The organism is Anaplasma ovis str. Haibei (genome assembly GCF_002214625.1).
Lineage (GTDB): Bacteria > Pseudomonadota > Alphaproteobacteria > Rickettsiales > Anaplasmataceae > Anaplasma > Anaplasma ovis.
The window spans coordinates 1,011,939-1,026,349 of record NZ_CP015994.1 but is presented as its reverse complement, the minus strand read 5'-3'; the positions used below and the strand labels follow the sequence as shown (position 1 = coordinate 1,026,349).

Sequence of the window (14,411 nt, the reverse complement as noted above, 5' to 3'; positions counted from 1 at the left end):
ATTAGCTTTCCTTCATCATCCAGGACAAACTAGAAAGGGGAGTGCGAAGCACTCCCCCCCTAAACTTAAAGGAAACTAGTTCATCTAGACTAGAAGGCGAACCTAACGCCCAGCTCACCACCGAAGTAAGCGAAGGTAAACGAAGCAATACCAGTATCCTTATTTTTACCTGCAGGGCCGGTATAGTCAGCGATAGGGCTCAAAGGCAGCTCATCATAGTCACCATCACCTAGCACCTTGTGGTAGAAAGCCCCAGCGAAGGCAGAGATTTCAGGAGTGAGAGCATAGCTCAACCCAGCCTTAACCCTATAAGCGAACTTAGGATTAATATGCCCATCTACAACACTGACAAAGTTACCACCAACCCCAGCACAAGCATAAGGAACAACGCCAATACCATCGGTCAGGAGGTCATAGCAAGCATTGAGCATCACCGAAGTAGAACCAATAGCCCTAACCTCAATAACCTCAGCCCCCTCAACAGCACGAGCGAAGGCCCCTGCAACTATGGCCTTTTCGTCTTTTGTCAGACCATTAATATTTGTAGCCATCCCTGCCGTATTGATGGTGGTATCTGCAGCAGAGAGCAATGTTGTAGTATCTTCAGTGAATGCAGTACTGAGCTTGCCATTGCCATTGCTACCGGTGGTACCACAGTTGCTGCCACTGCCACTGTTAGCGGTACCACACACTTTCCTACTCAGTGCATCACCACCAGTAGCACCCTCTACTGCAGTACCCCACTTCTTAGCTTCACTCTTGGTCATCTTACCTAAAGCATTAGCAAGACGGTCTACCTGACCTCTTGCTGTATCATATGCTAACTCCTTTCCTAATAAGAATACTGAAGCTGTATCCTCATTAGACTTCTTACCTCCCTTGATGACAAACCTTTCATACCCTACTTCTACTTCAACCCTTGCTCCTCCAATGCTATACCCAATGCTCCCCTCTAGGGCTGTGAGCATGCTATCCTTGAAGCTAATCTTAGGTTCAGGAGCACCCCAGTCAAAGTTATGGACCTTGAAATCCACCCGCCCTGTGGTGTCTCTTTTATACGGGAACACGCCTCTAGTAGTCCCACCAGCTTCTTGAACCTTGAAGTCCTTGATGCTGCCGAATGCTGGGCTGTAGTCTAGCCCTATATAAAAACTCCCGGCTCCAGCGCCTGAGAAGAGACCCTCACCGCCTGTGCCAGCACCGGCTGTAGGGGCAGCCAGCAAAGAATGGACTGGTGCAACCGCTGCAACCAGAGCCATCAACACGCCTCCTAGGGGAAGCTTCCTATAACTTACAGCACTCATAAAACCTAACTCCTAAAAAACCAAAAAAACCGTACGCTCTAGAAAACTACGCACACCACTCATCGCCGTACGCCCAAAAACCCAGCTTGAAGGGGTCAGACTTGGTTGCAGCGCAGTACCCCACAACTCTAACTCTTGAGCTGGGGAAAGACGTTTGGCAGGTAAGCTGCTCTCCCCCATCAAGCTACTAGGGACCCTGGAACTTCGGGATGCACTGGTAGCCGGAGCGGGAGCCAGCTTGCCTACAGTGGTGCTAGCCTCTCTAACAAGAGGGCCTCCACCTGGGGTCTGTCCCCACGCTGTGCCGTCTACTACCGCCAGCAAGAGCGGGCGTGCTGTAGCCAGAGAGCCCGGTAGCAGCGCGAAGATGAGCACTCCCCTCAAGAAAAACGCCCTGCAACTCATGCCGATTCCCACATAAAACTACCTCAAAGTGACACTCTGATGCCTGCTTCGACGCCAAGGTACCGCACTCCCGCGTTACCCTCGAACGATGGTAAGCTCGGGCTCCCCGCTGACGGTGTTGCCGGTATAGCTACCACGGTAGGGAGGGGCCTAATAGCCCGCTCCAGAGTTCCCCGGTAGTAACCTGCCGCGAAGATGCCGACACGGGGGTGTAAGTCTAAGGCCGCACCTACTTTCGCCTGGTACGCAAAGCGCGTGTTCGCCATGCCAAGGGCGTCAAGGAACTCCACGCCGCCACCCAGGCATGCGTATGGGACGATGCCTCCCCCAGAGGGACCTGAAGGGAGGTCATGACAAACGCTAACCACGGCTGCGCCGGCAGATATCGCGCGGTTTGCAAAAACAACCCGCTGAGTGCCACCAGCTCTTTCGGCGGCGAAATACTCGTGCCCACCCTTGAGTACCGGCTTCCCGGACTTCTTAACTCTAAAATCCTCAAAGGAAACCTCAAGTTCCACTCTGGTTCCCATTCTAGAGTAACCCAGCACACCCGAAACTCCGTACATACTCACCTCGTATGACGGCGTATAGCCAGGCTCGAAATTTCCCTCTACTCGTAGAGCTCTGAGCAGAGGGGGGTCCAAGAGTGTACCACTCGCCTGCTCGGTAGTCAGAGCAGATGTGCTAGGCATGAGCCTGAAAAGCTTGCTTGGAGCGGTGAGCCTGCTCTCACGGATGGCAAACCCCCGCACCACAGGCAGCGCTGGCTTGTACTGGGCTGCTATGTAGAGCTTACCTTCCGCGCCGACGCTCGGCACGGTGCTACCAACATTAAGAGCCGCCCCGTTTCCAGTGGCGGACACCGCCACAAAAAAAAGAAGATAAGGCAGCACAAACAGACTTTTACGACTCATATACAAAACCCGACCACAAAATCCTATCTAAACCAAACCTAAAAACCACTACTGAGCGTACATCTTACTCCAGCAATTCCCCCGAAGTAACCTGCGCTGAGTACTGGAAAAACGCCGGCACTACCAGAAGGCATACCACTACTAACGGTACGTAGGAGTGTTGGCCCACCCTCGGCATGCTCCTCCGCATCCGTGCCCAGATAGTATGCCTCAGCAAACAGCGAGAGCTGCGGGCTTAAGTTATACTCGACTCCGGTCCTACCGCTCCACGATAACGCCAACCTACCGCGCGGCCCCCAATAATCTATAGACGAGATCCCCAAGCCAAGGCAGGAATAGAGCCCTAAACGGCCGCCGGCCACGCCGACGCCAGAATAACACGTGCCGAGCTCGATGGAGTTAAGGCCGACTTCCAAAACCTCCCCAACGTGATACTCGGCTGTGGGCTCGCCGCTAGGAAACGCAAACCAGGAAGCATTGCCGCCCACGATATGACTACCACCGTCAACGCTGAAACTGCTGTTATAAGTGCTGAGCTGTAGCCTAAAAGAGCCGAAGCTGTAGCCCAAGGAACCCGACAGGCCAAGACTGTGCTTATACTTAGGGAGGTAATGCGCGCTAAACCCACCACGCGCGGGCACCGCGAGGTCAAGCCCTGCAAACCGCACAAGCTGCTCGCTGCCCCTATCGACTCCCAACATTGTACCTGGCACCCCGCGGGTTTTTACGGAAGGAAAGCCAAAGTTAGCCACACCGAGCTCCCCACCCAGTGCGGCGTAAAAACCCCTAGCCCCCGCGCTAGCGCTGGTGCACACCGCGCCAAAAGCCGCCACCAGCGCCCCACATGCAAGGATGCCATAACAGGCTTTTCCGCGAATTGACATACAAACAATCCAACAAACTGACCCAAAACCACCCCATCTGCGCACAGAAGAGGGCAGTGTGTGCAACCCACACACCCATAAGGTATACTAAAAAAGAATTAAGTCAAGAGAGCTGGCAATATATTTTGCAATTTAAATGATGTACCTTAACGATTTATTCAAGCCCGTCACCCTCAACTACACGGATATCACAGCCGATGCTGTGCCCCCCAGCCGTGTGGGATAGAGCTGACCCAGACCTCTAAAGTACGAGCCTGATGCCGCACTCAAACCCAAGATAGTCCAGCCCCAAGCTTGCTTGCGGGTACAGCAGGCTAGGCCACTTGCCGCCGGTCGTCTGGGCACCACCACCGTCGGTGGGTTTTTCCTCTACGTGGTGTACCGCAGATATGTTGGTGAACTTCTCCGGGTGTACCCTACTTGCGTAGGCATACGCGAACAGGGCTGCCTTCCTAGACGCGAAATACTGCACCCCAACCTTCGCTTGGTATGCCCACCTAATTCCAGTTACACCTAGAAGCCTAACTAGACTGCCACCACCGCCAACGCAGGCGCTGGGGGAGATCTGGGAGGACTCGGGTAGGAGATCGTAGCACAGATTAGCCATCAAGGATGCCAAGGTCACCTCCTTATTCTCAACAGTGACGTGGTAGGGCCCCTTCGGTCTCGTAGCAACAACAGTGCTGTTCTCATCGGGTGCTGAGACAGCAAAACGATACGCGCGCTCAGGGTTATCCTTATACTTCCTGGTATCTACGAGGAAGTTCTGATACATACCCTCGGCCTCCAGCCGCACATTTCCCGCGGAGTACCCAACCGATACGGAACCAGCCCTAGCGCTCTTGAGGTACTCAGGGGAGTATTTTCCCTCAAAGCTATCAACTGAGGCCAGATCTAGCCCTTTAGCGGGTGCCGCAGCAGCGGCAGCGCCTGCAGCTGCGGCATCACCGCCCTGCTGTTTTTCCTTCATGGCAAACGCACTAAGCGGCTTACCATTGTCTTCCATTGCAAGACCTCCAAAGCGTGGGACTGCTAGCTTGTACTGTACACTGGCAAAGAATCCCGACGCACCCTCGCCTCTAGAGAAGTCCATGGGCCTGGGGGAAGCAAACGACCCGCAAGGCGTGAACAGTAAAGACAACGCAGCACAAACCAAGCCGTAGACCTTCTTCATAGCGAAACTGTACCCAACATTTCAAGCGCACCCGCCAGGATAGGTGAACCACAATGGTATGTCAAATGCATGTAGTCTGCGTTTAGGGAATGCTTGCTTCATACTAAAGGAGTTGTTAAGCAATCAACATCGCTGTCACTATAATGTACAACGATGTACAACACTAATAAGCCCGGCGAGACAAATATGCCACTAGCAACACAACACCAGCAACCGTGCAATTAAGGCGGTGTAATGCGCAAGCATTGCAGTACACAGGGGCACACCGACACACGCGTGAGACCGGCGGGGCACGTGACGAAACCAGCAAAGAGGTGAAAGCAGCCCTACAAAGGCGGCGTTGATGCCATGCCGCTCTCACCACGCTGCGAGAGTCTTCAACGTGCCAACCGCGTACCTAACCTATATAACAGCAGTCTACCCGAGGTTTTTACCTAGGCTCTCCCGCGTTGAACTCGGAATCGTGCTCGTAGCCAAGTTCCGCGTCCGCATCAGAATGCTCGTAGTCATCACGCTGCTGTTCCGCGCACATTACCTTCACCAAAGTGTGGATTGCGCCACGCATTTTATCGCTCTTGATGCGACGATATGCTCTTACCAGCATAAGGACTTCTTTGCCATCGTTGTAGCTGTGACCAAATTCCTCTAGGGAGGACTCGTCACCTTCCCTGAGTGTAGCATCTGTTGCATCGCCCGCATCGGTTATAGGCCGTAAGTCGTTCTGAAGCTTTGAAATCAGATCTTTGATCTCGATACCCAGAACTCTTGCAAGCTCGTACAGTCTACTGATCACAATACGGTTGGTACCCTTTTCATATTTTTGTACTTGTTGGAATGTGATTCCCAACCTGCTCGCGAGTTGGTTCTGGCTCATGCCCTTCATGATGCGCTGCTTCTTGATTTCCCTGCCGACATACTCGTCTACTGGGTGGGGTCTTGCTTTGCCCTCAACAATTATGGGTATGGAACTTTGGTTTTGTGTTCGAGAAGTCATAAACATTATCCCATATGTTACTCAGATAACTTAGGATAAATCATACATAATGTTAATGCAACAGTTATTTAATGTATGGTTGTAATAATAAAACTGTAAATGGTATGCTAGATTAGAAATAAAATCATCAATAAACATCCAGGAAACTCACCGGAGGTTTTTTGAAGCTGTGGCTGCGTACTTGTTAGTGCGTCTGTTTTATGCTAGCATGCGGCGATCGTTCTAGGAGGAGCCATGATGTTCGAAAAGACGCTATCTATACTGAAACCTGACGTTGTTGAACGTGGTATAATAGGCCGTGTCATATCCTACATAGAAGCGGCGGGGCTGCGCATTGTTGCCCAGAGGATGTGTGCGTTGTCGCATGAGCAGGCGGAGGCCTTCTATGCGGTACATAAGACAAGGCCGTTTTTCCCCAGCTTGGTGGGTTTTATGACCTCTGGCCCGGTCGTGGTGCAGGTGCTGGTTGGTGAATCTGCTGTCAAAACTTACAGAGATATTATGGGTGCCACGAACCCACGTGAAGCGGCGCCTGGTACAATCAGGGGAGATTTGGCAGAAAGCATAGATGCAAACTGCGTACACGGTTCTGATAGCCTAGAAAACGCTGAGCGAGAAATAAAGTTCTTTTTTCAAGAATGCGAAATCATGAACAGCATATCCAATGGTAAATGACCTATAGTTGCCCTCCTGCAATCGTTCTCTTGTGGGCGATATCCAAAATTGCAGGCTGCAGGGCGCAGCGTTCTAAGTGATATCTCCAGCTCATCGTGTATCAATATGGCCGGCAAAAATGCGGGGTCTGAGTGCGCAGGACCTCTTAAACGCTACCTCTTGCCTCGTGGATTAATGTGGCTGCAATTTGCCTCCTGTTGGGCTTCTAATAGCTGTTTTGCCAAAAGCAGCAGATGGTTCCTGGTTACACCCTGTGGGTTGCATTCCCACGCTTCCTTTAACCTTTTTAGGGTGTGTCCGAGTAATTTTCCTTCCTTATATCCCAGTTTAGCCAGATCCTTCCCAGAAACAGGTAATGCCAGGGGCGCAAACTGTTTTGTGTATTCCAAGTGCTCAAGGAAGGTGCTTTCGGGCAAGGTTTCTCTGTTGAGAAAACTGACTATTATCAGATCTCTATATACGTCTGTGCCCAGGTCATTGAGGTATTTCTGCTGTTCTGTGGTGGAAAGCGGCAAGGGCAGGTTGGTTGTCAGCAGTGTTTCCAAAAGCTTTTTTTCCTTTCGGGATAAACGCAGAAGCGTTTCCAATTCCTCTACGGTGCCTGTAGTATCGGTGTGTGCACATCCTTTCAAAATGGCTGCAAGCTTGGTTATGGGTGCTCTGCCCACCAAGTGCGCACATGACAGCCTGGAGATTTGCACCGGATAGGGTACAACTTGGCGTAATACCCCGCACTCTTCCATTATTTCTAGTGTTGATGTGCAGTTTGTACATGCCAGCAGCTTGAAAAACTCACTGCGTACGCGCTCTCTAGATAGTTTGGCAATGCTGCCCGCATACTTGTTGCAGAGGAAAATAATTTCGTCGCTCAACGGGCTTTTGTCGCATATAGACGCGTGGAACCGAAACACCCTTAGTATGCGCAAAAAATCCTCATTAATACGCGCCTCCGCATCTCCGATGAAGACCACAGTCCGATTTTCTAAGTCTTGCATGCCGGAGAAATAATCGTAAATTTTACCGCCTTTGTCGCAGTACAGAGCATTAAACGTAAAATCTCTCCTAGAGGCATCTTCCATCCAGCTGTTTGTGAATGCAACAGCTGCGTGGCGGCCATCGCACTCTAAGTCACGCCTCAGCGTGGTAATTTCATACGGGACACCCGCTACCACCGCGGTTACAGTGCCATGCTTTATACCTGTAGGTATGGTCTTGATTCCTGCGCTGCCCAGAGCTTGAATCACCGTTGCAGGCACTAAGTCGGTGGCCAAATCAATATCGGTAGTATCGCGGCCAAGCACGCTGTCACGCACGCAACCACCCACGAGCCTAGCGTCTCCACGTGAACCCTCTATAGCTTCCACTATCCGCACTACACCGGGGTCGGCCACGAGTTTACTTAGCATTATCCGTGCTACGAAAAATTTCCACCGATGTTAGCAAACTTCCGCACAAAAGACAGAAAATTTTCCTTATAGTGGTACTGTGTAATAGTTATCACGGTGGGTGCGGGTTTGGGAATGTGTGATGAACATAAGCCACATTTCCCACCCTGACGTGCCTGTTGGACAACAACTACTGCTGTGAGTTGCTGTTATGCAGCATGAAACATGCAGTGTGGCGCACTTAGGCAACTATTACACGAAGTATGCATGCCGTTAGAGCATGAATTTATGTGTGGGATATGGGGTCTTCGTATTAGTTGTCGGAATTGCACGAATCTGTTGGTGACGTCTACAACCGCTAGACGCCCACTTGCCGCGTTGTGGCGCAGTTTGTCTACGTAGAGCCTGCTTTATGCATCTTTTCTGCTGTGTGATACTGCATGGAAACCAAATTGCTGGGGAATTGCGCCGTTAGTATTGTCCAACTACGGCAGTGCCGCATCGTCTATTATGAACTGTACGTACTCATTTCCCCGCCACTGATTTACGCTAATTTTGCCGAACAGATGAACATATCGCCCGCGCTGTAGGAGCGTTGTGCCCAGTTCTGTGCCTATGCACTTGAAGCACACGCCCTTAACAAGTACGTTGTCACCGGATATTAGACACCTAACGTGACTGCCTCCCATGACCTCGGGTTTTCTGACTTCCACATTTTTAAGGATGAACCTAGGCTCCGGATTCCCTGGGCCGAATGGTTCTAGCATTTGCAGCTCCCTCCACAACGGGAAATTCACGGCCCCCGCGGTTAATATGCCACAAGCGTATGAGACTTTCTGTATGTTGGAGTGCTTAAACCTATCCAGGAAGAACGAGTATAACGCCTCGAACTTGTCTGCGCACACTGAAAATCCTGCAGCCATAGCATGTCCGCCACCCTCAGGTATTAACTGCTCAAGTTTTGCCGCGAGCACTGCCGCTCCTATATCGATGCCGCTAACAGATCTGGCGCTTGCCTTGCCGAGATTTCCACTCAGCGATACCACTATTGATGGTAGATGGAATCTCTCCTTGAGCCTACCTGCCACAATCCCTATTACGCCCACGTGCCAGTCTCCCGCAACCATGATAACATTATTACCTGCTGCAACTAGCCGCTCTGCCTGGTGCAACGCTTCCTCTAGGCTTCGCTTTTCCAGCTCCTTTCTTTCAGCATTCAAGCTCAGCAGCACGGAGGATATTCTCTCACACTCATTTTCGTCATCACTAGACAAAAGACGCGCTCCCAAGCTCGCGTTGCCGACCCGCCCTCCGGCGTTTATATGTGGCCCTATACTGAAGCCCAGGTGATAAACACTTACCTTTTCCTCTATCCCAATTGCATCTCCAAGCACTCTAAGCCCAACGTTGCTACGGGCGGATATCACCTTCAGTCCATGCCTGACCATTGCTCTGTTGAGCTTTATCATTGGCATGACATCACAAACGGTGCCTAACGCCACCAAGTCGAGGTAGTTCATGAGATCCGGCTCGCTTCTACGCGCAAAAAGTCCCGCCTCTCTCAGGGTTTTTTGTAGTGCTACCAATAACAAAAAGGATGTGCCAACGGCCGACAAGTATGTATGCTCAGAGGATTCGTCCAGTCTGTTCGGATTCACCACCGCAACGGCCTTGGGCAGGGTATTGATTCCAATGTGGTGGTCGACCACTATGACATCAAGGTTTACAGACTGTGCTGCTAGTATAGGTTCGTAAGCCAATGTGCCGCAGTCTACGGTAATACAGAGACTATAGCCCTCCTCACGTAGTTTTAACATTGCAGCGGAGTTCGGTCCGTAGCCCTCTTCAATGCGGTCAGGGATGTAAATTTTTGTACGCACCTCAAGGCCACGCAGGTACCTACACAGCATGGCAGAGGATGTTGCGCCGTCAACGTCATAGTCGCCGAAAATTGCGATGCTCTCTCCATTACGTATTGCATCGTGTATTCTCGCTACGGCCTTGTCCATGTCTAGCAGGTGAAACGGATCTGGCAGCAGAAGCTTCAAGGTAGGGAACAAAAAATTTTCCATCTCTTCTATGGGAATGCCGCGAGTTGCCAACACCCTGGCTACTACTTCACAAAGCCCGAAGCGCTGCATAATTGTTGTCACATCCCGGCAGGGTACGTCATGGACTCTCCACGTTGCCCCCCCGACGCCAACGTACTCCAGTACCGCGTCTGTTGCCTCTATTACATCTTGCACTACTCAACCCCGGTGACCTACAAACGGCTTTGTGTTTCTCCAAGTTGTGGTACCAAACCACAGAGCAGCTGCAAACGTGGCCTACACACTACAATCCCAAACTCCTAGAGAAAGCTTAGCTGAGTTCAGGTTCAAAACTGCTACGGGGTAAAAAACCCCTGGCCCCCGTCGTACAAGTACAGCTTCACCATCTTCACTGTGTCTATGCCAGCGTTCTCCATTTTGAGCAGCAGATTCCCAACCTCCCGGCCGTCAACGCCCTCTTCTTCCTTTCCTTCTGCGTAGAACCTGCAAGACACAAGATCAACGTATGTATAGGAGTATGGGGCCTTAGGCCACAACTCCAATCCTTTTGCGTACACCAGCTGCAATTTCAGCTCTGAACTGAGCCCTGAGAGAGATCCCACTAACTCTTTGATGTCAGTGCCCTTATCCCAATGTACCGTAACATCAACACCCACCAACACCCTTCTGGGGTTGCTGCTCACATAACCCGGACTTCCTGTGCTTGGTGCCTCCTTTCCGAGAGAGAGGCCCTTAAGCCGCTGAGGCGTTGCACCCAGATTTCCCACTATTGCCTGCGCGAATTCCATGGTGGATGCCTTACGCAGGCTGGTTTTCTCGTTATATATGTCGGCGGTATGCACGCCATCTTCTAAAGTCTTCAAAAATGCGTTACGAATCACCCCGGCCCTGTCCAGCTGCCCGATGTGCACTAACATTTGCACAGCTGCGTTGAGCAATCCTGAGGGGTTAGCCACATTCTGGCCCGCTATATCAGGTGCCGAGCCATGCACTGCCTCGAACATGGCGTAATAATCACCTATATTTGCACTACCAGTTAATCCTATAGACCCGGAAGAGAGCGACACTATGTCTGACACAATGTCTCCATACAGATTTGTGGTTACGACAACATCAAAATCTTCTGGGTTGCTGGCAATCTTGGCCATGCCCACATCAACTATATAGTAGTTTGCTTCAATATCTGGATAGCCCTTGGCTACTTTGTCAAAAGAAGAGTGCAGTATCCCGTCAGTCATCTTCATGATGTTATCCTTCGCGAAACACGTAACCTTCTTTCTATTGTGGGCCCTGGCGTAGTTAAACGCATACGCACAGATTTTTTCTGAGGTGGACCTAGTTGAAATCTTAACGCACTCATGGGTGTCTTCAGACAACTTGTGCTCAACACCGCTGTAGGTGTCCTCCTCGTTTTCTCTTATTATCACCACATCCAGATTTGGGTGCTTCGTGCCTACAACGGGAAAATAAGAAACGCAGGGTCTCACATTTACGTAAAGCCCAAGTTTTTGCCTGAGGGCCACGTTTAGGCTCTTGTGCCCACCACCTTGCGGGGTCATAGTAGGCGCCTTAAGAAGCAGCCTAGTTCTGCTTATTGACTCCCACGCGGAGGGAGCGATGCCTGAGGGCCACTCCTTTTTATACTGACTATGGCCTATATCTACGGTTTCTATGGAAACATCTGCTCTGGCCTCCTTTAGGACGAACAGGACGGCCTCCATAATTTCTGGCCCTACCCCATCTCCATATGCCACGGTTACAGGTACTGACATAAACCCCCAACAAAAGAGTCTAGAGTATAGCGAATATTACTCAAATGGGAAAGTTAAATACGCTTACCGTGGGTAACGCAGACGGCTAGCACATCTCTGTGGGGTGAGTGTTAGCCATTATGGCGCCACTACAAGTGCTAACACGTACTGGTTTGTTAGGCTGGGTGGTGCTGCTATAGGAGGAGACATACAGTGCTGACCTCACGACCAACTTATGTGGAAATAACATTGGCAGGGTTGCTATGTGGATTGCTTATAGAGCGTGCATGGACAAACTCCCACACGGTGTGCCGGCCCAAAGCTAAATTTCCAAGAGCCCTCTGGCAAATTCCCGGGCGGAAAAATCCTTCAAGTCATCTATACCTTCACCGACTCCAACCGCATGTATGTGTATGCCATACTTCTGTGCTATCCTGAGCACGATGCCACCTTTAGCCGTGCCATCCAGTTTGGTCAGCACTATACCATTCACTCCCGCAAAACTTGAAAAGAGCTCAACCTGAGAGAATGCATTTTGCCCTATTGTGGCATCAAGCACTATTATAGTGTTATGCGGAGCTTTTTCGTCATGCCTGCCTATCACGCGGCGGACCTTAGCCAATTCCTCCATTAGGTTCTTGTGGTTGTGTAGGCGCCCAGCAGTGTCTATGAGTACCACATCTATTTTCTCGCGCATGGCCTGATCAACCGCCTTGTATGCTATACTTGCGGCGTCAGCCCCAGCCTCTCCCGCTATGATTGGACAAGATATTCTATCGGCCCAGATCTTTAACTGGCTAACCGCAGCTGCACGGAAAGTGTCACATGCACCCATGAGTACAGATTTGCCTTCCCGCTGGAATTTGCGTGCAAGCTTGGCGGCTGTGGTAGTCTTACCACTGCCGTTGACCCCACATAGCATCACCACCTGTGGGCTGTGCCCTATAGATATTGGAACGGCAACCTTGGTTAGGAACGCCTCGATTTCTTCAGCCAGTGTTTCTCGTACTCGAGTGCAGCTGGGCTCACTAAACTGCATTCCAGCTATTTTCTGTGTGAAGAAAGCCGCACTCTCGTGCCCCATGTCTGTAGATATTAGCAAGTGTAACAGCTCCTTTAAAGTCTCTTGATCAACCTTCTGGCCGTCCCGGAACAGCTTTCTGATTCCCGCGTTAAGCTTAGACGAGGTTTTCAACAGGCTGTCCTTCAAGCTACCCAACAACCCTTGATCACATTCCATAAACTAGACCCAACAGCTTGAAACTCCCTGTGTACGTGGTACCATCACCACGGCACCTTGGGGGGGAGCTTCCGTTAATGCAAGCGCACTTTGTAACATCCTGTGGAACGGACGTAGGAAAGACCTTTATCACCACAGCACTGTGCTGGAATTTTAGAAGAATTGGTGAGACTGTGCAAGCCATTAAGCCGGTAGTAAGCGGGTACGATGAGGATAGTCCAGGATGTAGCGACACTTTTCAAATTATTGCCAGCTTAGGATATGATTTTACCCAAGAGAACGTGGATAAAATTTCTCCATGGAGATTAAACCATCCGCGTGCCCCGAACATCGCATCCAGGATGGCAGGCATTAATCTAAGCTATAGCGAGATTCTGGGGTTTTGTGCTGAGCGTTGCAAAAATGCGCCTGGACGCATATTAATTGAGGGTGTTGGCGGGGTTATGTCTCCACTCACGGATGAAAAGAGCTGCATAGATTTGATAAGAGATCTGAGTATTGATGTAGTTTTGGTTGCAAACCCGTGTTTGGGGAGCATAAGCCACGTGTTGACGGCTTTGGAGGCTCTGAGGGGTATGCAGGTTAAGGTTGTGATTACCCTTAAGGATCCGGATAACACATACTGCACAGATTTGGTAGAGTACCTGCGTTCCTATTGTGGGCGTTCAGCATACATTCAGGACCACGTTAGTGGTGAACGCGAAAAGTGGGCATTGGTAGGGCGGGGAATAGTGGACTTCATTGTAGGCAATGGCACCTGAATTGTGTTGGTGTCATGTGGGGTGTGCGTACCACGGGGCAGACGACACACCCCACTGTCCTGATGCACTTCACCAATATCAAACCCATTGGTGAGGTGTAAATGCGTGTGGTGAACGCGAAAAGTGGGCATTGGTAGGGCGGGGAATAGTGGACTTCATTGTAGGCAATGGTACCTGAATTGTGTTGGTGTCATGGGGGTATTCAACCCCAGCCAACCCAACACACCCCACTGTCTCGGGGCCCTTCACCAATGTTGATGCTATTAGCGAAGCATCACTGTGGGCAGTGGTAACGTACGCCGTGGGAATTGGCAAGGCATGTGGAATAGTGGCGGGGCAGCTCACACATCCGGCGGCAGGCCCCACTGTTTTATTGCGCTGTAATATGCTGTGCTACGCGCATACGCCCCCGGGTTGCTGTTTTGTCAAACAGTGCCTTAATCTTCTTCCTCGTCGCTATATAGTTTTTGTTGTTTTTCCCGCCTTTCTTGCTCTTCTATGCAATACAAGGTTACGGGGTTTGCTTCCAACCTTGCGGTGCCAATTTTTTCTCCGGTTTCTTCGCAGTATCCATATAAACCGTCGTCAATTCTCTGCAATGCTTTATCGATTTCCACGGTCAAAGCATCATTGCGATTACACGTTTGTAGGGTTAAGTCCGTATCGTACTCTCTGGTGGCCATATCGGTTAGGTCGGCATCCGCGTGGGATTGCAAAACCTCCCTGGCCTTCTCCTCAGATTCCTTCTGCAGTGCCTGCTTCCATGCGATTAGCTTGTTTCTAAAATAGTCCAACTGCTTGGGATTCATGTAGTTTTCATCTTCTTCATCCAAGGTGTACTTAGGCAACACGTCACCCTCCGGTGTTATCGCA

At 50.8% G+C, this 14,411-nt stretch carries 13 protein-coding genes; 3 read left to right on the top strand and 10 right to left on the bottom strand.

The window, feature by feature from the left end; all coding sequences use genetic code 11:
- Positions 1–89: 89 nt before the first annotated feature.
- Positions 90–1,304 carry an outer membrane protein MSP2 gene (gene msp2, locus AOV_RS04315; protein WP_117374483.1) on the bottom strand — a complete coding sequence of 405 codons (1,215 nt, stop codon included), beginning with the start codon at positions 1,302–1,304 and terminating at the stop codon, positions 90–92.
- Between the two features lie 154 nt (positions 1,305–1,458).
- Here msp2 and AOV_RS05455 point away from each other — a divergent pair, with 154 nt between their 5' ends.
- Positions 1,459–1,725 (top strand): hypothetical protein, encoded by a 267-nt coding sequence (locus AOV_RS05455; protein WP_233497134.1) that lies wholly within the window; start codon positions 1,459–1,461, stop codon positions 1,723–1,725.
- A gap of 7 nt (positions 1,726–1,732) precedes the next feature.
- On the opposite strand, the gene AOV_RS04305 is transcribed toward AOV_RS05455, so the two are convergent.
- The 4 genes from AOV_RS04305 to AOV_RS04290 all read right to left on the bottom strand — a co-directional run bounded on the left by AOV_RS04305 (position 1,733) and on the right by AOV_RS04290 (position 5,681).
- A complete protein-coding gene (locus AOV_RS04305) occupies positions 1,733–2,623 on the bottom strand; it encodes a P44/Msp2 family outer membrane protein (protein WP_075139364.1) in 891 nt (296 codons plus the stop codon).
- Positions 2,624–2,661: 38 nt separating this feature from the next.
- Positions 2,662–3,507 carry a P44/Msp2 family outer membrane protein gene (locus AOV_RS04300; RefSeq protein ID WP_233497133.1) on the bottom strand — a complete coding sequence of 282 codons (846 nt, stop codon included), beginning with the start codon at positions 3,505–3,507 and terminating at the stop codon, positions 2,662–2,664.
- Between the two features lie 241 nt (positions 3,508–3,748).
- Complete coding sequence (locus tag AOV_RS04295) at positions 3,749–4,681, bottom strand: P44/Msp2 family outer membrane protein (RefSeq protein ID WP_075139366.1); 933 nt, start codon at positions 4,679–4,681, stop codon at positions 3,749–3,751.
- 430 nt (positions 4,682–5,111) lie between these two features.
- Positions 5,112–5,681: a helix-turn-helix domain-containing protein gene (locus AOV_RS04290; protein WP_075139367.1), complete on the bottom strand. Its 570-nt coding sequence runs from the start codon at positions 5,679–5,681 to the stop codon at positions 5,112–5,114.
- Between the two features lie 231 nt (positions 5,682–5,912).
- Here AOV_RS04290 and ndk point away from each other — a divergent pair, with 231 nt between their 5' ends.
- The gene (ndk, locus tag AOV_RS04285) at positions 5,913–6,350 is read left to right on the top strand and encodes a nucleoside-diphosphate kinase (RefSeq protein WP_075139563.1); all 438 of its coding nucleotides are present in this window, start codon (positions 5,913–5,915) and stop codon (positions 6,348–6,350) included.
- Between the two features lie 152 nt (positions 6,351–6,502).
- Here ndk and AOV_RS04280 read toward each other — a convergent pair whose 3' ends face one another.
- The 4 genes from AOV_RS04280 to ftsY form a co-directional block, all read right to left on the bottom strand.
- A complete protein-coding gene (locus AOV_RS04280) occupies positions 6,503–7,756 on the bottom strand; it encodes a CCA tRNA nucleotidyltransferase (protein WP_075139368.1) in 1,254 nt (417 codons plus the stop codon).
- 464 nt (positions 7,757–8,220) lie between these two features.
- Entirely contained in the window at positions 8,221–9,981 is a 1,761-nt protein-coding gene (gene recJ / locus AOV_RS04275) for a single-stranded-DNA-specific exonuclease RecJ (RefSeq protein WP_075139369.1), read from the bottom strand.
- A gap of 140 nt (positions 9,982–10,121) precedes the next feature.
- On the bottom strand, positions 10,122–11,558 hold the full coding sequence (icd, locus tag AOV_RS04270) for an isocitrate dehydrogenase (protein WP_075139370.1): 1,437 nt from the start codon (positions 11,556–11,558) through the stop codon (positions 10,122–10,124).
- Positions 11,559–11,859: 301 nt separating this feature from the next.
- Positions 11,860–12,777, bottom strand: a complete 918-nt coding sequence (gene ftsY, locus AOV_RS04265; protein ID WP_075139371.1) for a signal recognition particle-docking protein FtsY — start codon at positions 12,775–12,777, stop codon at positions 11,860–11,862.
- A 77-nt stretch (positions 12,778–12,854) separates the two neighbouring features.
- Here ftsY and bioD point away from each other — a divergent pair, with 77 nt between their 5' ends.
- Positions 12,855–13,538, top strand: a complete 684-nt coding sequence (gene bioD, locus AOV_RS04260; protein ID WP_075139372.1) for a dethiobiotin synthase — start codon at positions 12,855–12,857, stop codon at positions 13,536–13,538.
- Between the two features lie 437 nt (positions 13,539–13,975).
- On the opposite strand, the gene AOV_RS04255 is transcribed toward bioD, so the two are convergent.
- Positions 13,976–14,389, bottom strand: a complete 414-nt coding sequence (locus tag AOV_RS04255; protein WP_075139373.1) for a TraR/DksA family transcriptional regulator — start codon at positions 14,387–14,389, stop codon at positions 13,976–13,978.
- Between the last annotated feature and the right edge of the window lie 22 nt (positions 14,390–14,411).